The organism is Corynebacterium sp. c25Ua_47 (genome assembly GCF_039907205.1).
Taxonomy (GTDB): Bacteria; Actinomycetota; Actinomycetes; order Mycobacteriales; family Mycobacteriaceae; genus Corynebacterium; species Corynebacterium hiratae.
On the sequence record NZ_JASBOH010000019.1, the window covers coordinates 15980 to 34435 of the forward strand.

At 49.2% G+C, this 18456-nt stretch carries 13 protein-coding genes; 4 read left to right on the forward strand and 9 right to left on the reverse strand.

The window, feature by feature from the left end; all coding sequences use genetic code 11:
* Positions 1 to 173 precede the first annotated feature (173 nt).
* Both QKE52_RS12795 and QKE52_RS12800 read left to right on the forward strand, forming a co-directional pair.
* Positions 174 to 1217, forward strand: a complete 1044-nt coding sequence (locus QKE52_RS12795; protein WP_347948960.1) for an ATP-grasp domain-containing protein — start codon at positions 174 to 176, stop codon at positions 1215 to 1217.
* Positions 1218 to 1384: 167 nt separating this feature from the next.
* Positions 1385 to 2548: a hypothetical protein gene (locus QKE52_RS12800; RefSeq protein WP_347948961.1), complete on the forward strand. Its 1164-nt coding sequence runs from the start codon at positions 1385 to 1387 to the stop codon at positions 2546 to 2548.
* A 54-nt stretch (positions 2549 to 2602) separates the two neighbouring features.
* Here the strand turns inward: QKE52_RS12800 and QKE52_RS12805 are convergent, their stop codons facing one another.
* From QKE52_RS12805 to QKE52_RS12835, 7 genes are all read right to left on the reverse strand, one after another.
* The gene (locus QKE52_RS12805) at positions 2603 to 4450 is read right to left on the reverse strand and encodes a hypothetical protein (protein WP_347948962.1); all 1848 of its coding nucleotides are present in this window, start codon (positions 4448 to 4450) and stop codon (positions 2603 to 2605) included.
* Between the two features lie 8 nt (positions 4451 to 4458).
* Positions 4459 to 6669, reverse strand: coding sequence for a glycosyltransferase (locus QKE52_RS12810; RefSeq protein ID WP_347948963.1), 2211 nt, complete (start codon positions 6667 to 6669; stop codon positions 4459 to 4461).
* Positions 6670 to 6677: 8 nt separating this feature from the next.
* Positions 6678 to 7619, reverse strand: coding sequence for a hypothetical protein (locus QKE52_RS12815; RefSeq protein WP_347948964.1), 942 nt, complete (start codon positions 7617 to 7619; stop codon positions 6678 to 6680).
* Between the two features lie 8 nt (positions 7620 to 7627).
* Positions 7628 to 8893 (reverse strand): UDP-N-acetyl-D-mannosamine dehydrogenase, encoded by a 1266-nt coding sequence (gene wecC / locus QKE52_RS12820; RefSeq protein ID WP_347948965.1) that lies wholly within the window; start codon positions 8891 to 8893, stop codon positions 7628 to 7630.
* A 121-nt stretch (positions 8894 to 9014) separates the two neighbouring features.
* A complete protein-coding gene (locus QKE52_RS12825; protein ID WP_347948966.1) occupies positions 9015 to 10922 on the reverse strand; it encodes a glycosyltransferase in 1908 nt (635 codons plus the stop codon).
* Positions 10919 to 12565 (reverse strand): hypothetical protein, encoded by a 1647-nt coding sequence (locus tag QKE52_RS12830; RefSeq protein ID WP_347948967.1) that lies wholly within the window; start codon positions 12563 to 12565, stop codon positions 10919 to 10921. The genes QKE52_RS12825 and QKE52_RS12830 overlap by 4 nt, the downstream gene beginning before the upstream one ends.
* 21 nt (positions 12566 to 12586) lie before the next feature.
* On the reverse strand, positions 12587 to 13363 hold the full coding sequence (locus QKE52_RS12835) for a DUF6270 domain-containing protein (RefSeq protein ID WP_347948968.1): 777 nt from the start codon (positions 13361 to 13363) through the stop codon (positions 12587 to 12589).
* Between the two features lie 71 nt (positions 13364 to 13434).
* On the opposite strand from QKE52_RS12835, the gene QKE52_RS12840 reads away from it, so the two are divergent.
* On the forward strand, positions 13435 to 14379 hold the full coding sequence (locus QKE52_RS12840) for an ABC transporter permease (protein WP_347948969.1): 945 nt from the start codon (positions 13435 to 13437) through the stop codon (positions 14377 to 14379).
* 10 nt (positions 14380 to 14389) lie between these two features.
* Positions 14390 to 15220 carry an ABC transporter ATP-binding protein gene (locus tag QKE52_RS12845; protein WP_347948970.1) on the forward strand — a complete coding sequence of 277 codons (831 nt, stop codon included), beginning with the start codon at positions 14390 to 14392 and terminating at the stop codon, positions 15218 to 15220.
* Here the strand turns inward: QKE52_RS12845 and QKE52_RS12850 are convergent.
* Both QKE52_RS12850 and QKE52_RS12855 read right to left on the reverse strand, forming a co-directional pair.
* Positions 15197 to 16354: a glycosyltransferase family 4 protein gene (locus QKE52_RS12850; protein ID WP_347948971.1), complete on the reverse strand. Its 1158-nt coding sequence runs from the start codon at positions 16352 to 16354 to the stop codon at positions 15197 to 15199. The genes QKE52_RS12845 and QKE52_RS12850 overlap by 24 nt on opposite strands.
* A gap of 392 nt (positions 16355 to 16746) precedes the next feature.
* Positions 16747 to 18045, reverse strand: coding sequence for a glycosyltransferase family 4 protein (locus tag QKE52_RS12855; protein WP_347948972.1), 1299 nt, complete (start codon positions 18043 to 18045; stop codon positions 16747 to 16749).
* Between the last annotated feature and the right edge of the window lie 411 nt (positions 18046 to 18456).

Genomic DNA, 18456 nt, shown 5'->3' on the forward strand with positions numbered 1-18456 from the left:
CCGATATCTCCCGCTAAGGAAGTTAAAAAAATACATGCCGCGGGACCGCTTTCGCACAAAAGCTATGGCCAAAGTTCACTGCATTAAAGGCGGCGCATTACGAAGGTCCATCGATGGTCAAGTCATTTGGTCAATAGGTACGAGGTCGAGAAGTTTGAATGTACTATGACTGTGTGAGTTACGATCCCAGAAACCTAATTGCACTAATAACGGACGAGGTTTTGAGCCCTAAGTTAGCTATCAATACGTACGATAGCGTTAAATCCCGCACGAAACTCATGCTGGGGGAAGCAAGGAGTCGAGGTTGGGAGACCAAAAAGGTCAAAGATGGCACATGGATATTCTTAAATAAGGGTAAGACAGTGGGAGGAACCGTTTACCACGGTGCCTCTACCCAAAGCATGTTTGCTAGAAGGGTTTCAAACGACAAACAGGCCACAAAGCTGACTCTTCAAGCAAACAACGTACCGACGCCAAATGGCCAGAAGTTTAATTCCGACACTAAGGCCGAAGCCCTCGAATACTTTGAGAGGCAAGACCGACCCGTCGTAGTTAAACCGAACGGCGGCACCCGAGGTCGTGGCGTGTCTTTGAATGTCAAAGATGAACAGACCTTTGAAAAGGCTTGGTCCAAGGCAGTTAACAGCGGCTATGGCGACGAAATAGTCATCGAAGAATACTTCGCTGGTTTCGATATCCGCGTCTTGGTGATCGGTGGCCGTGTACGTGTAGCTTGCTCTAGACTTAACGCATTCGTAATTGGGGACGGCGAGCATACCGTTCAACAACTGGTCGATATCGAGCTTCAGCGCCGACAAGCTGACGCCTACCTGAAATCGACTGGAATTACTGTAGATGAAGATTGGCTGGACGAAAGCCCTTGGTCAATTGATCAAGTGCCGCAGAACGGAGAAGTCATAATCCTAAATCCGATATCCTCCGTCGGTGGAGGCGGATTCACGCTAAACGTTATCGATAAAATTTCCCGTCAACACATCGCGGTCGCGGAACGCGCAGCACGCGCCTTCCCCGGAACAGGGACAGTGGGCGTGGATATTTTTACTTCTTCCTTACTACCGGATGCTGAAATCACCGTCCTAGAGATTAATACGCAACCGTTCTTCGACATACATCATTATGTAAGTTACGGCGAACCGGTAAACGCGGCTAGCTTCATCGTAGACCAAATCGAGCGGACGCAACTGCTCTACTCCTAGTCACAAAGTGAAGCCCCGATCGAAACTAGTTCGACGTACCGCCACAAAATCCACGCATCGGTTCGGAGCTAAGAGTTAGAACCAAAGTGACTAACTTCTTCGCCTCACCGCGTTGCTAGACTATCGAAGATAATTAACTTAGTACCAGCTCAGATGATTGGAAATACATGCGTACCGAGCACCTAAACCACATTCTGGATTCTTTGCCAAACCTTGAACAAAATTACTGGCAAGATGGTTACACCACTGGAATACACAACGCTTGGATTCGGACTGTCCGCCGCTCGGGGCACAACTTCGATATTGACCGCTCGAAGAGGAATCGTCCGTATATCACTCTCAAGGATTCCGCGGATGTTCCCATCGGCGTAGTTACTCCTTGGAACGTTCCGACGTGCACTAAGACAGCAGGGCGCATTTGCCAGAACAAAATAAAAACGCAAGAAGTCCTACACGCCGCTGGTATTGATGTTCCTTGGTATCGGGTGTTTGGACCGGACGAAGCCGACGAAGCCATGGCCACTGCTTTTGATCAAGGCCGGGAAGAAGTAGTGGTCAAAGCTCCAAGCTTCTCTCAAGGCTTGGGTGTGTTCCTCAACGTCACTGAACAGGACTTCAAAGATCGTTTCCACGAATGCGTTGAAATGCAGAAAGAACGTAAGCGAGAGCCCTCAGTAATAGTCCAAGAGATGGTAGACGGCTTCGAATTGCGCGTCACCATTGTGGAGGGAGAGTTTTTCGGTTCCATCGTCCGAATCCCCGCTTACGTTACCGGCGACGGCACCCACAACATCGAAGAGCTGATGTCGTTAAAGAATAAAGAGCGTCAGAAAGATCGCGCACGAAGCAAGCGACTACTCCGTCGGAACGCGAATATGGAGGCATTCATGCGCTCCAATTCGGTCTCCTTCTCCGACGTACCTCAAGCAGGAGAACGAGTTCTGCTCAGCGCCATCTCTAATATTTCTTTCGGCGCTGAAACCGCAAACATCACTGATATTGTTTCCGAGGAAATTAAAGACATCGCTCTTAAAGCAGTTGCCGCTATTCCCGGGTTGTACACGGGAGGCGTGGATATCATGGTGGATAGCTTGGACGACGATAAGCCACGAGTTCTTGAAGTCAATTCTTTCCCGCATGCAACATCATTTATTTACCCCACTTACGGGGAATCTATCAACCCCGTCGCCCACTTTCTGGACTCGTACTACGCACAACACAAGTTCGCAGCGGGTAAGGAAAACAATTTCTCGCCAAAGGAAAAGCAGATGCTTTCTTCTCGACATGACTTTTGCAAACTGAAGTTGAAGCTTTTCCCCACAGAGGAGTAAAAGTTGAAGTCGGGTGGCAGGTCTTAGCTATACTGCCCGACTTTTTTCCTTGTACTAGTCATCTTTCTCCGTTAGCCATTCTTTACGTAACCATCGGTCAGCGACGTACAAGCGCCAGATGAATTTCACGATTTCTCTTTGAGACGACTTTTCAGGAACGCATAGCTCTCCATTTGCGGCCGCTTCCATAATCGCCCCAAATTCGGGAGTGACTTTGGAAACTAATAGTTCCCAGTTATCAGATTGCGACAACTCTTTAGCCATCTGGATGGCCACTTCTTTGGTGTACTCAATCGCTATTGAGTCTTCTAGTCGGGGATCCACATGTAAATATGAATCGCTTTCATGAGGAGGAACCTCGGCGTAGCACTGAGCAAAGGAGTCACTTCCTAGGTTTTCATCCGGACTAGAGCCCTTAAACCGCCACTTATTGCCGTTTGACAAAGGAATGCGGTTAGCCTCCGGCCAGATTATTTCTAAGGCATTAAAAAGAACGCGTTGTGAAACCTTCTCTGTCATCGTCATAGCGTCGGAAATTGCAGCAACCTCTTCATCGGCGATCGGGTAAGCAATGACTGCATCACGCTCGTAAAGAATAATGTGTGCGTGTAACCAGCGTCCCGACCTAAAGTTTCGAGCAAATAGATACAAATACTCAAGATCATTAGAGGTTTCTACTTGACGCTGCCATTGTTCAAGAAAATCGGCGTATAGCGCTCGGAGCTCATCGTTCACGAACCATCCAGCCTGCCGCCGCAGTGCGTTCTGCAGGCCCACCTCAGAGTAGCGAAGTTTCTTCGCCTGGCCGCCCTTCATTAGAGGCCACTGCCCTAACATGATCGCATCACCGGCAACCCGCGGAGAAGAACCGTAATAGATAGAGGTATGCGGTTCAGATGCGGGGATACCATCGGACATGAGAATCGTCCGATCAACCTTTTCTGCTAGGCTCGGTCGGTCAACCGGAACCGGCGAAGTTACTTCCAAGTGCTTATCGGCTGCTCGGCACAGTTGATGTGCAACTCGGACTTCCTCATCGCCCGGTTTGCCAAAGGTTAACCCATAAACAGAATGATCCGAGTCCTTAACCAGCCCAAGTAGTAACCGACTGTCTTTGCCACCGCTCATCCGTAGTTGAACGTTTTTGCCCGAAAAATTCTCCAATGCTCTCTGCGTGGAATCTTTTAGAGCAACGGCGAGTGCCTTAGCCGCTTCCTCCTCAGAGTGGAAATTGGGGAGTTTAGCGATTAAACCTGCTGGGCGAGATATAATCTTCACCTCTCCGCCATCAATATCAAGTGCTTCATCTACAGCAATCGTAGATACCCCTTCGAACGGGGATACAGCATCGAGGCTGAAACCAAACATTAGATACCGATCTAGAAAGTCAGTATCCAATGCCACAGGTAAGGCTCCGCCGTCTGCTCTTGCGATTGCAGCGAGAAGGGGGCGGTTGCTAGCAAAAACATAATCCTCTGTCTCGGCGTAATGCACAGCTTCTAGAGCTGGAATTGTATTCCATAGTGTGACTCGATCGCGATAGCGCTCGCCCCAGATCGCCGTATAACTGCCCCAAACGGGATTGGTGTAAACAACTCCGCCGCCGCGCCTGGCTACCTTCTCTAGTAACAACTCGGAGACATTCTGGCCGCTCGAGTGAGCCCACCAATCTTTTTTTGCGACGATGCCGTTGGATTCGCTCTTCCTTTTCCAGACACCTATGGATGCAGTTCCGTGCTGCCCAGGTGAGGAAATTTTTACTTTACTGTGATAATGATCGCCGACTAGACTGCGGTATTTTTGGAAGCATCGCCGGAGCAGTTCAGAATTATGGTCGGCAAGATCGTCAGTCAAGGTAGAGCGGAGCTTTTTCTTGGGCACCGCCAAAAGGTATATGGACATCCTGACTCCTAGATACTTCCCTTACGCTCTGTCTCTTTAACGGCATTATGCTGACCAGTCAAGGCATCAATCCACTCGGAGATGATTTTCTTAACTCCCCAACGTGAGGCGTATCCGCGTGCTTTTCGCCCCTCTTCATGAAATTTCTCCGGATCGCGTAGATCTAATATACGTCTGATTGCGGAGTCCTTCCCCCCGTCTACATACGGTCCAAAGATACTCTTCGAGCCCTCTCGCTCCCACACAATAGGAACTGCACGCGAAGCCATCCCTTCGGCAGGCGCGAGATGAAAGCTTTCCACATCACTTGGCGATAACACAATGCCGATTTTCCTAAACCAAGACGCCATATCTGGCCCAAAATCTTCAAATACCACATGATCCCTTAGGCGCTCGTTGGAAGCAATAGATGAGAAGAAGTCAAAGTACAACTGCTTCTGCAGCGGTTTATTCCATTCATGAGGGTATTCCCAAGGGGCCCTGCCTCTGATGTGAAGGATATACCGGTCGTCTAGTTCTAACAGCTCTTCGAACAGCGAAACGGCTCTATCTGGCCTCTTTAAAAAAGGAACGTAGCCAACCAGCCCGATGTGAAACTGAGCCCCGAATAGCTTTTCCCGGTCGAAGTCCACTAAATCAATAGCATTAGGAATCACCCGAGTAACTGTGGATTGCAGAGGAAGCCGTTCCCGCGCCATTTCTTCATAATGCTGCGAGACGAAAATTAATTCGTCTACAGCCTGCCAGTCAATTTCTTTCATCCACGGACCTGGTCCACGAAGTTCAAATCCATGTAGCCGACTAATCAGTCTCTGCCCTGGTCGCTTATGCTGCGCATACCACCGAACTGAGGGACCACACCATTCGCAAAGTATTACGTCCGCCCAATCCACCAAACTTCGGCTGCGGTTCTCGTCGTGTTCGTGTAAAGACGTCCACACATCCTTTTTGATTTCAACTCGTGGATTCCTCTCAAGCGCGTCCACTAATTCGCCCATGAACTTGAAATCATGGGAGGCAATAACAACCTTAATAGTCTCCCCGGGTGCAGCCTTCCCGATATGACGGATTACGCCAGCTGCTTCGAAATAACGAGTCAGCCGGTCTACTGCGGAGTCCATAGAAAAACTCGCTACCTTACTCCGGACTATTGGGCTCATTGAGTCAAGCGAATTAGCGGCTTTGGCAATAACGACGGCGGCGTCCTTCGATGTGGCCGTCGCATCGATGAAGAAGGGATAATCCCTACCGAAAAGAGACCGACTATCATCGTTATAATTGACTAAGGCCGGAGTTCCCAAAGCAGAATATTCTAAAGCTTTTGTAGACACCTCTAGGCTGGAATCTAGTACCGCTGTACGCCAACCTAATCCAATATGGGCCGACGAAATCGCGGTCATGGACTCATCCCGAGAGACGCCACCTAACCATTCAATTCCGCTATCGGGGTCCGCTGCAGACTTCTCTAGCGCAGCCTTCATACGAACGTGCCAAGAAGGATCCTTTTTATCCCTGTTTATCTTATCCCCAACTACTAAGAGCTCTGACTCAACTCCCAGCTCTTTGAGATGCTTGGGAATTTCCAGCATTTCAAGCGTTTTCCAGTCTTTAGCCATCTTTCCGGCATAAACAATACGGAGCTTGTCCGACTGTCCGAAGCTGTCCCCGATCTTCTTCCTAGAAAACGCCTCACTCGGTATCATTGGAAGCATCAAGCAAGTCTTCCCAGCTGCAAAAGGCGCAATGGATTCCAGATAACTTCGTGCCGCTTCAGTTTGTACAAATACTCTCCGACAGTTTGCTGCGATTCTTTGCAAACGGCCGATATTGTTCTTGGAAAGTTTGGTGACCGGGAAAGGAAGATCCGTTATATAAGCCCAAAGAATTGGGGCCAACGTAGACGACTTGCTAAATGCATGGCCCAGATTAAGTCCTCGGGAAACGAGAATATCAGCGCCGACCTCGTTGACCAGCGACTCTATGACACTAACGGCAGCATTCTCTCCCATTGGAGAAGTGTTGTTCGGAGGAAAGTGTAAAACAACGTTTTCAATACTGTCTACGGACTGTAGTAGACGGTAATTCTCCGGCTTCATTTTGAGCTGAAGATGCACTTCGTCGAATATCTTCGATAGTGTTTCGGTTATTGACATGAGCCAGATCGACGAACCATCGACGACATTCGGGCTGATATCTCCATAAACTACAGCAGTGCTCATTTCTTACCTCACTTACGCGCGTACGCGTCGATAGCCTTTATCACTGGATTTGCTATTTCGGCTCCCTGAGATTCTTGGTTTAAGCTCCGAGGCAGCACAACATCAGCGGTGTCGCGTAAAACGCTCGTCATGTGTGAGGAAGGTGCATTGGCCACGACAACTGTAAGAACATTACCTAGCCTTTTAGCTTTCAAAATCTCGGTATGGAGTTCTTGGAAAAGACGCGTTCCCTGAGCCGAAAGACTTCCGAACCAGCGACCACGCGTTAAGAACGCTTCCTCGATGACGAGCCAAGAAACGTCGTTGCTCGCCTTAGCCAAGTCAAAAGCAGAATCTATTTTCTGGACGGAGCAGAAACCTGAAAGACTTTCGAGGAGATCGGAAGAGCCTAAGACCGCTACCATTCGAGTCATTTCGTTAGAAGGATAAAGCAATTCCCATAGTTTTTCATGGGACCCTTCACCCGTGTCTTGCTGCGCGGCCTGTCGCCCAGCCACGTGTGAATTAGGCTTATTCACGGTCTTCGAAGCAGAGATGCGACTAGGGGCAAAATAGGATAGGGGCTCCGTCATCCTTTCCCTTTCGGCCTTCTCTGCTTGCAACAAAGCTTCAACCGCGGAATCGATCCGAGTTAGTTTCTCTTCTTGAAGAGTTAGTTTCTTTTCTTGAAGCGATTGACTCTCTCGCGACTTGGCTACACTACCCGACATGTTTCGCAGCAATGACAAATCTTTGGCCACTGACATTAAATTGCGGTAATCCTGTCGGCGTCGTGCCTCTACGCGTCTTGCCCAAGAAACGCTCAAGACTAGAATCAAGGCCCCTATAAATACCGCCGCGATTAGCAGCACCACTCGAGCAAGATCGCTCGTCAGCACCGCTGCGATCAAGGAGAGAGCAGTGAACATGACGAGCAACGCGATTGATCTACCGGATTCCAACCTCTTCATGCTAGGAATCAGCTCCACATGCCGCGTGTGTCAACAATGTTCTTACCTTCCAAGAGTCTCTTATCGAGACTCTTGAACGGCGTATGGTCGACCAATACAACCACAACGGAGCTTGAAGATATCGCGTCAGAAGCTTCGACCAGCTTTACCTTTTCAAAGGAGTTTAGGCTTTCAGGAAGCGCATCCACGTTAGGTTCTGCCACCAGAATGTCCTTTTCGGGCCACGTCTCTGCAAGCTGTCGGACGATAGACAAGGCAGGGGATTCTCTCAAATCATCGATATCCGGCTTAAATGCTATTCCCAGTGCAGCGATAGAATTTGCATTCTCAGCCTCTACAGCTTCAGTGATTTTGTCGATAACATAAACAGGCTTGCCGTCATTAACTTCCCTCGCCGTGCGAATCAGCTTGGATTCCTTCTGAGCTGAAGAGACAATGAACCACGGATCAACTGCGATGCAATGGCCCCCCACGCCTGGCCCCGGATTCAGGATATTCACACGCGGATGATGGTTGGCGAGTTCAATTAGCTCCCAGACGTCAATACCAAGCTTGTCTGAGATGATTGATAGCTCGTTAGCAAAAGCAATATTCACATCCCTGAACGAGTTCTCTGTTAGCTTCGCCATCTCAGCGGTGGTTGCATTTGTCAAAAGCATTTCACCATTGCAAAAGGACGAGTACAGGTGCTGCGCTCTTTCTGATGCCAGAGGACTAAGACCTCCGATAACTCGGTCGTTAGTAGCCATCTCTTCCATAATCTTTCCTGGCAGCACCCGCTCAGGGCAATGAGCAACCAGAAGAAGGTTGGTACTCTCAGGATCTGTCGACAGATCAGGTCTTTCAGCTAGAAGAATTTCAGCCATCCTCTCAGTGGTCCCTGGAGGGGATGTGGATTCCAGAACCACTAACGCCCCCGGTCGAAGCACAGGCGCAATATTCCTTGCGGCCGCTTCAATATAGGACATGTTGACTGAATAGTCTTCATTGAAGGGCGTCGGGACCGCGATAATATACGCGTCCGCTTCCGCCACTTCCGTGTCAGCCTTGAGGTGTCCATCGGCAACCACGTTTTTCAATAGAGCTTCGAAGCCGGGTTCAAAAAACGGCACTTCGCCCTTATTAATTTTCTCCACATGGCTCTCATTGACATCCACGCCTAATACAGAGATACCGGAATCAGCGATAAAGGCCGCAGTGGGAAGGCCAATGTACCCCAGCCCAACAACACATACTTTGTTTATGGATCCCAACCGCTTCACATCAGTGCTCACAAACCCCTCCTCGGGAGAATCATCTTTTCCTAATATCTTTTCCACGCGATAGAACAACCGCATATTATTCCACAAAGCAGGCGCTCCTACATTGGAAAACTCGGCCGAGCCCTCGAACTGTCTAGCATTCAACAGACTCGAAACTCTGACCAATACCAACCACCTGCCCGTTTGCGAGGAACGAAGTGTTTGAAATTTCCCAAGTATGCTGTCCCGCGTTTCTCATCTGAAGAAAATTAAAGCGGTCTGTTGAGTATATTTTCCCTCCCTTCCTCACCAGAGAACGGATAAAGGCTGTGTCTTCCCCCCGGGAAAGCGGTTCAAATTTATTTTCAACAAACGTTTGGCGGGGACCGAAAAATGTGGGTCCAGCTACAAAATTCGACCAGCGGTGCTCCCGCTCCGGCTGCCTGACTATTAACAGGTTTTCATTAGCCAAAAACGCGTAATTTGCTTGCTTCCCAACCAAGTCCGCCCCAGAAAAAGACCACGAGTGGTACATATCCAAAAGGTACGGTGCAAAGTAAAAATCATCATCATCGAACTTTGCAATAAAGTCACCTGACGAAGCGGCGATACCTGCATTAAGGCATTCGCCAAGCGAGGAACTCCGCTCCTCTCTAAGCACACGGTATTTATGTACGCCCGTCTCCTCAGCGAAGCTTCCAATCTCCCGATCGTCTGCCTCAATCCCGTGCAGCACTAAAATTAGCTCTACATCAACTCCGGCTTGACGACCTACTTGCTCAAATACATGTTTTAGTTGACCTCCCCGCACCGTAGAGCAGATTACACTGATTTTTGGTGTAGTCTGCAGACGCTCCAGTTCAGAAGGACTAACTCGCTCCAAAATCTCTTTCGCCCGAGATGTATAGGTGTGGCTCGTCCAGATCCTTCTTTGAGCCCGATGTACCAGCCTATCTCTCAACTCTGGGGAATTCACCAAAGCGCGAATAGACAAAGCGGCTTCTTCTCTACTGTCTACAAGGACTAGTTCAGTTGGATGAAAAGTTGTCTCCAAAGCTTTGCTCCATGTCGAGACTACAGGGGTACCAGAAGCCAGAAGTTCGAACACCCTACGGGAGCACATGCTAGGGCTATTAACCACAGAATTCACATTTAGAAAGACTTTGAAATTCTTGTAGGCCGAGAGCATTTTCTCGTAAGGCAGAGATCCTACGACCCTCTGAGAAAACGGTTGTGGGAAGAGGTAACGCTCATCTCCGCCCTCGAACCTGGAGAATATTCGGAGCCCGTCTTCAAGATGCCTCGATGCATCCATAGCGCCGCCCAGTAGCAGCTCCATTTGCTCACGACGCTCTGGGTATTTATGAGCAAAATACATTCCAGCGAAAGCCACGTCCCCTCTCTGATAGTTGGGAAAATCAGTCCGAATAGGGTTATGGATCGCGGGCTGGGCAGCAAAACTCAGAGGCCATACGCGGTCGTGTCCCAAAGCTTCCTTATAGGCACCTACCAAATTGGTGTCACTAGTAAACACGAAATCGAACAGACGCGCAGTATCTAAGAAGTCCTCAAAATGAGGAGGATCCTCTTTATTCCAGAAAACCGTAGGGATCCCGAGCTGTTTGCACTGCTCGACAACTGCATAAAGCTTGGCGCTAGGAGCAGAGCCGCCAGTCAACTGGTACCTCCAGGCTCCTCCATTTCCGGCCCAAGCACTCTCCACCATAAACAAATCAAGCTTTTGGGATTCGAGCTTCGCTTCCTCCCCAGGGAGGATCGGGACGATTGTAAATTCTTCTCCCCAGGCCAAAAGAGAAAATTCGTCCATAATCACGCCCACGCGGAGGTTCTTAAAGGGACCAATCCTGTTGGTTTTCCCCTGCGGGGTTACTGCCAGTGGATCAAACGTGGCGATTCTATTGCTTGTCTCTCCTACATTGAGTCGCCTTTTGGTTTGGCGAACTAGCTCGGAGAGACCTTCATCGCGAGCCACCTGACTCGCCCGCTTAGCATAATATTCAATTTGATTTACTATCTTGGCTAGTCTTGTGCTCTTGGTCATAGAGGCCACCCACTCCATCGAATTATTGTTTTGTACACAGCTTTATTTACCCGATTTTCATACGCCACGTTGAGCATTGGCCAAATTATTCTCCTAGTATTGAGAGGAAGACCTATAGAGGGACCTAACTCATATTCGGAATATCCCGCTGCTGCCCAATTAGTCATACGGTTTTCCCAATAGTAAAGGTCATAGAAACTTGCTAGTTCTGGGGAAACTGAGTCTAACTGCGTATAGGTTATGTACTTCCCCATCTCTTTGACAAGACGAGGGTCGGAGGAAAACGCACTCGTGGTAAATTTGTCCGCTAGAATTTCCCCGGTAACCGGCCCGTCGACCCTATCCCTATAAAAAGCTGTGCCGATTTCTCCACCAATCCCAAAAAGGACTAAGGAGTCTTGTGGGAAGTTTTGCCACATCGTTTTAGCTAGAGCCGGGAAACGAGCCCAACTAGGAAACGTCTGTTTATACGCGCTAGCGAACCTTCCTTCAAAAACAAACGGCTTCACTAGCGCTACCTTGTGTTGAAGACCAGAAAGCAAAGCTAGGAAGTTGGCCCCCTCGAGATCTCGAGCCCCCAAAGCATCCTTTTTCTCAGTGAAAACGTAAGTCATCGCTTTAGTGAAGTGCGCCTGGAAAAGATCAATGCACGACAACAGCACTATCAAGGAATCTTGGCCTGAGGTCAACGCGAGATACGATTGGTCAGCGGTATTGAGCCACGCTGAAGCTTGTGTTCGCAGCTCGCCAATTAGAATCCGAGCTACCTCCGTAGGCGAAAAGCCAGTAGATACCTGGTGCTTTTCCAATGGGAAAATGCGGGAGTGCTGGGCCTTTTCCCCGTCGAAAGACAACACACAGTTAGCGCTTACAAGACAAGTACAATCATGCGGTGTAATGCGTCCAGGTAACCATTTTCCCGCATCGCTAGCATAGTCAGGGTGGGACAGCACCCAATCTGCTCGCATTGTCGAGAATTCTTCGATTTCTCTGGCTACCAACACAGAATGTGAGGCGGCAAATAGTTGACCATGTTTGACGGCCCAGTAGCAACTTCTACTTGCCATCGCATCTACGTGAATACGCCATTGCCCATTGTACCCAACAATGATAACGAACCGGCCGCCCAGCCACAGGGCGTACTCATCAATCGCATCCAAGCGATTCTCGAACAGAATTAGATCAGCGATATTGTCAGCGACGAGGTTACTATCAGATGTTCTTTTCTCAGAGTCGATAGCCATCCCGAGCAAGGCAACTGAGACACCATTTTTCTGCACTGTTGCACAGGGAAGGTGTTCGTCCACCCTTAGGCACCCCTCACCTAGAGCCAATTCCTTCCAGCGCGGTGAAGGTGGTGGCAGACGAAACCCTTGGCTGCTGAACACATATCCACGTGTAAAGGCCCGCACTTCCCCATTGCTGCTGGCGGTTCGCTGCTTCTCCCCCTCAGCAGCATCTGCCAAACCTCGCCAAGATTCTTGCAGGGAGACTTTTGCAGGTTCATCCAGTTCCGGACCAAAAAAGCGAATTCCAACGGCTGCTTCGAATTTGGAACGGCCCCAAGCTACTCGACTCCCAACACTTTGTAGGATGGGGCGTGCGCCTCTTAGAATGGAAGCTAGCAAACCTTCTAGTCTCATGCCTCTCTCATACCTCTGCCGCTATTTCCTCGTCTGGTGTACTAATTTCTTGATCTCGTACTCCATCGAAGCATACGCAGAGCGAGTGAAGTGGAATGGCGCATTTCCCCACTTATGATTCTCGTCGGCTACAGTGCCATCAATCCTCGCCACAGTGATCCCTAATCTTTCTAAGGCCACATAATACTTACGGAACATTTCATTGTATTTTGAAGCAGATAAACCACCTATCCGGCCTGTTCTCTGGTTATCAGAGCGGTAATCAGCCCATTCTGGCGCCAAGACTAAGCACTTTTCCTTCAACCCTAGAAGATCCAGATACTCGCTAAAAAGAGCTGCAGCCCCCTGCCAACGCTGAAAGTGCTCATCGGAGCCAAAGTGAATCTTTCTCGCCCTTCTCAGCATCTGGGGCATGCCGTCTAGCCTCCTGAGTTCTGCACTGTTGGTGGCAATGCTTCCGTCTGGAAACTCCCAAACCCCGTTCCGTTCAACGACCAGGTCCCAGACAAACACATCAATGCCATCCTTATTCGAGACTTCATGCATGAGGTTTCCCGACAAATCACTCTCAAGCATTCGCTGCTGGAAGGAGCTTTCCAATTGGAAGTCGGGAACGTTCGATTTTGCGTCCGATCCCACGGAAAGCAAAGATTGGCGTGCCACATAACGGAGTACTTTGAAGTCAGTATGTTTTGCAAACTCAACAGTGTCTCGACTCACACACCCACCAAAAATAAACACCTGGACAGGCATGGCTCCCCCTTCCGAAGAAGTCGACTCAAAGTTTCCTAACTGCACACGATGATTCTAGACTATCCTCAGTGGCAGCCTAGACGTAAATATAGAGCAATCATCACAGTGGAGAAATTGTGGAATCACAAGTGAACAGTGACACCGGTAGTGCTCCCGAGGGGACCGCCGCAAATCTACAAAAGCCCAAGCGCGTTAAAAACTCTGATTTCCGCGACTTGGAGCTCATTGACGATTCCCAGTTATTTAACCTACGGAGCCGAGATAACCTCATTTCTTATACTCGTAGACTTTTTGAACGCCGACATTTCATCTTGGCCTACGCACGCAGTAGATCACTAAGCCAAGGCAGGAATATGTTCCTCGGACGAACTTGGCTTATCCTTCAACCAATTTTAGATGTTGCAGTTTATGCTTTCATTTTTGGCTACGTTCTTCACGTGTCTAGGGGAATGGATAATTTCATTGGTTTCTTAACAATCGGTGTAATTTACCTCAAGTTCGCAACCGGCGGTTTGTCCGCTGGCACTTCCGTAATCCGTGGGTCGAAAGGACTGATTAGTAGCTTTAACTTTCCAACGGCAGCCGTTCCGATTTCCACGACTATTAAACAGATGATCGATCATGCGATCCCCGCCATGGTTGCGATAATAGGGGCACTTCTGTTCCAACTTGATAAAGGAATCTCCTGGACTATAGTCCTCGTAATTCCTTTGTATTTCTTAATCCACTGTTTCTCGCTAGGTTGCATGTTTATTGTGGGACGAGCTACAGCATTTATTCCCGATCTATCATCGGTAGTGGGAATCATCAATCGAGGTCTCTTTTTCATTTCGGGTGTCTTCTTCGATCTGAGCAAATTCGATAAAAATCCTCATATCCAAGCGATCATGCAAGCAAATCCTATTTATCAATTTCTCACCGCTGTGCGACAACTGGTCTTAGACGGCGAGGTACCGCCCTTAGGCACATGGCTTTACATCGCAGCTTGGTCTTTCGGTCTATTGATTATTGGATACTTCTACTTTTGGCAAGCCGAGGAAAGGTACGCAGTTGTCAAGTAACCCTACGGTTGTGGCCCGTAATCTCAAGAAGTCTTACTACCTCAATCGGTCTGGTTCTGAGCATCTTTTATCGAAAAAACTCTCAAAACATACCGTCGAAGCAGTAAAAGACGTTAGCTTCGTAGCTTATTCCGGAGAGTCGATCGGAATTTTGGGTAAAAACGGCTCAGGCAAGTCCACCCTGCTCCGAATGATTGCTGGATCATCGAAGCCCGATTCCGGCGATGTCTATGTTTCCTCTCAACCAACTCTGCTGGGCGTCGGAGCAGCTCTCCAATCAAGTTTAAGTGGTCGCCAAAATATTAACTTAGGTCTCTTAGCAATGGGGCTAACTCCAGCAGAATCGTCAAAGCTCGTTGACTCAATCATCGATTGGGCAGATCTCCGTTCAGCAATTGATCGTCCCCTTAAAACTTATTCTTCAGGCATGAGATCCCGGCTGACTTTTGCAATCTCGACAGCAGTTCGGCGTGAGCTACTGCTAATTGACGAAGCTCTTTCCACCGGAGATTCGACTTTCAAGGCGAAGGCCAAGGAACGAATGGATGAGTTTCTCAATGGAGCGGGAACAGTTTTTCTCGTTTCCCACGGTGCCGCGACAATTCAAACCCACTGCTCCCGTGCTATATGGTTACACGAAGGCGACATGATTGCTGACGGAGACGCAGAAACCGTGACTACTAGCTACCGTGTCTGGGGAAACAGGGTCAGTACTGGAAAACTTGAAGAAGCTGACCAGATTATCAAACGCCAACGGAAAGCGTTTAAGCCCCAGAAAATCTTACTGGACTCTGAGGCCGCCAAGTTTTTGACGCGTTTATCTTCCCCTGAGCAGCTCTAAGTACAGTTCCTCCAGGATTTGTGCGTTCCGTTGCCATGAGCGCTTTTGGGCCCATTCTTTTAGCTTCAGTTGGTTCACAGTTAGCTTCCCTTGGCGGACTAAGTTAACTGATTGAGCCAGCGCAGAGGGATTATCCGGTTCAACCTTAATCATCAACCCGCCGGTAATTTCATTTAACGCGGGTAAATCACTCCCAATTACCGGTACTCCGTGAGCCATAGCCTGTAGTGGTTTCAGCGGAGTGACTTTCCTGCAAACTTCAACGTCCCGCCGCGGCACAACCAGCACGTCCAAGGCTGCGTACCAAAAATGTATATCCGAAACCGGCTGTTTTCCGGTAAAGATAACCCGCTCGTTCAGATCGAGTTCATCGACTAATCTTTCGAGTCTAGGTAAAGCGGCCCCGTCTCCTACGATGATGAGAGTTGCGTCAGGAATCTCCTTCATCGCAGCTATAGCGATGTCCAGTCCTTCATAATCGACAACTGACGTAATGGCACCGATTAAGAATTGCTCCCCAATGCCTAATCGCATCCGAGCGCGCATTTTGTCAGAATGAACTTTAAGCTGTTCCACTTCAAGAGCGTTCGGAACGACCTTGATTTTCGACTCGGGAACGCCCCTAGAGGTTAGATCCGCCTGCGATACCTTACTTAACGCTATTACTTTGTCTGCAGCCATCATCGCTGTCGTTTCGGCCTTACGCGCTAATCGAAAAAATTCCGAACCTTGGCGTTCCTCCGAGTCCGGAAACTGCGAAGCCCACGTGCTTTCGGGTTCGCCTCGCACTTCATAAATCCACGGCACTTTAAGTTGGGCTGCCGCTCGCGCCACTACGCGCGCATTCGTGTACGGAGTAGTGGTATGGAGTATGTTTACCTCATTCTCCTTCGCAAGTCTTACCAATTGTTTGACCGCCAAATCTTCTTGGCGAGACACAGAAAAAGGAGGAAGTACGGAGCCTAGAACAAAATATTCGATATCTTCATTGACGAAACTCCGCCCATGATGAAATCTACCCACGTTTTCCGGATAACCATATCGTGTGCTGGCAAAGGCGTCGATTCCTTGTGCAGTTAAGCTCTTGACTAGTGCTTTAGATCGAAGTGTGTATCCGGATTGGGTGTAAGGCAAAGCGTTCGTGAAGTGGAATAGTACCCGCGGGACAGCTGAGTTACTTTCACGGTTGACCGCCCCCTCGAAGCATTCATTCGACTGGAGCTGAACAAGTTTACTAGACAGATGACTCTCAAACGAGAATGTCAGTGGCCTAAGGAATCGTGATTGTTGCAGCTCGCTTAGAGCCCTGCTGAATTCTCCGGCTTCGGCGGACTCGTACCCACGGCTCCTCATTAGCGAAAACACAAGATGCGCTACCTTCGCCCATGCTCGGGCCTCCTTAGGCCCTGAGTTTAGGCGCATGAATTCAACCATCTGCTTCGAAAATCGCACAGGATCTTGCACAAATCCCACAAAATTGGTGGACCCAAACCTGATAACCGAGCGGCCAACTCCAGCGAGCACTCTTACAACTCCATCTGCTTCAAAAACTTTGCAATCAAGCCGGGGACCACATGGTTCCTTTCGTTCTCAACCCAAAGTCGAGCCTTTTCACTTGTCTTTAGCGACAATTCACCTCTAGCCATAGCACACCATAGATCTGCTAGGGCTTCTGGTGATTCAGGAGGGACCGCGTAGCCGGCGTCCAACGATTCAATCAACTTGACCGACTCACCGGCTACTACACCTGTTATTGGGACCCCATACTCCATGAGCTCAAATAGTTTGGAAGGGACTGTTCTCTCCAAAGGCTTCCAATCAGTTAAATGGACGAGCGCGGTGTCGGCCCAGTGGTAGTAGTCTGAGATTGAGTCAGCCGACTTACGCTTGATAAACATAGCGGAAACTCTCCTCCGCTTCGCGTAGTCTCTAACAGATAAGCGAGCATCTCCCGAACCCACAAATTTTAGGTCGACAGACACACCACGACGTTCTGCTATCTCCGCTGCATCTATCACATTCTGAAGATGCTGGGCACGCCCGATGGTTCCTGCGTAAAGAACTTTAAGAGGTTTCTCTCCTAGGCTCGGCCTCGATTTCCGATCCAAGCTTCCTCGGGGAAATACATTTCTTATTGTAACCATATTTTTAATAACCGTTGAGTTCTTTAGCAGCTGAGGTCGATCCTGAAAATCTGACTTCAAATCATCCGCTGTAAATATGACGCCGTCAGCTTGTCCCAAGACAAAATAGAGTGACCTAGAAACTACCAAACTAACTAACTGCATTGGCCCTCTACTCAGGATTTTATGCTTCAGCGAAGGATGCTCGACCCCTTTATTCCACTCACTCGAATAGGCCAAGAGATCGGGCCACGCGTCTCGTAAGTCGATGGCCAATTTCGCACTTGAAATCTTAGCTGCCACAAAGGCCACCACGGCAGTTGGCAAAGCTGGGATAGTACCTATAACCAGGTCAGGCTTCCAAGATTGCCGAACTCCGAACTCTTTTAGTACTGCATAGAGCGACCCCAGAGCGATTCCTGCCTGGCCCATTGCACGCTGAAACAAAGAGCCACCACAAGGAATAAATCCGCTCCGGATGACTAAATCTACAGCGCTACCCGTTTCTTCCTCCATTCGAGAGCGAAAGAGGGACGCACGCCACCAGTAGCTAAAAGAGATTTGTCGATCGGAAACCGGCGGCGGGGCAACAACCCTAATCTCGTGGCTTTGAGACTTTAAGATGCTGGCGAGCCATTCCCAGCGACGCTGCGGCACGTTATTTTCGGGCGACCAATACTGCGAAATGATGAGGATCCGCAATTTTCCCTCTTTCCTTAGTACTAAAATCGTCGTTCTCCAACGCCAGCATCGTTATGAGCCGCCATTTGCAGTTTACTGGTTGCCATAAAACTAGTCTTTTTCTTGGCATCTTTACACAGCGAAACCCACTGAGGGTTGCGTCCCCTTGTGTGGTGTAACGCTTGCTGATGGTGGGCCCCGAAAAGTAGTGGGCGGCCTCCGCCAGTTAACCTTTCGACTCAACTACCACATCTCACCGAAAGCCCTATGACGATGACCGCTGCACCGCATTCTATCGATCCGACAACCTATCTGGATGATCTGCTCGCCCAGGCCTCTCTGAAGCGCTACATGTCACTGACCGAACCCGAGCACACTAAACACCTCATGCACCACCCAGGAGATCATCGTGGCGACCACCACCAGCTAACC

Bases quoted from the DNA above. Each gene is read 5' to 3' on its own strand.
- QKE52_RS12825 (WP_347948966.1), bottom strand. From the start codon at position 10,922: ATGACCAAGAGCACAAGACTAGCCAAGATAGTAAATCAAATTGAATAT.
- QKE52_RS12830 (WP_347948967.1), bottom strand. From the start codon at position 12,565: ATGAGACTAGAAGGTTTGCTAGCTTCCATTCTAAGAGGCGCACGCCCC.
- QKE52_RS12800 (WP_347948961.1), top strand. From the start codon at position 1,385: ATGCGTACCGAGCACCTAAACCACATTCTGGATTCTTTGCCAAACCTT.
- QKE52_RS12815 (WP_347948964.1), bottom strand. From the start codon at position 7,619: ATGAAGAGGTTGGAATCCGGTAGATCAATCGCGTTGCTCGTCATGTTC.
- QKE52_RS12805 (WP_347948962.1), bottom strand. From the start codon at position 4,450: ATGTCCATATACCTTTTGGCGGTGCCCAAGAAAAAGCTCCGCTCTACC.
- QKE52_RS12810 (WP_347948963.1), bottom strand. From the start codon at position 6,669: ATGAGCACTGCTGTAGTTTATGGAGATATCAGCCCGAATGTCGTCGAT.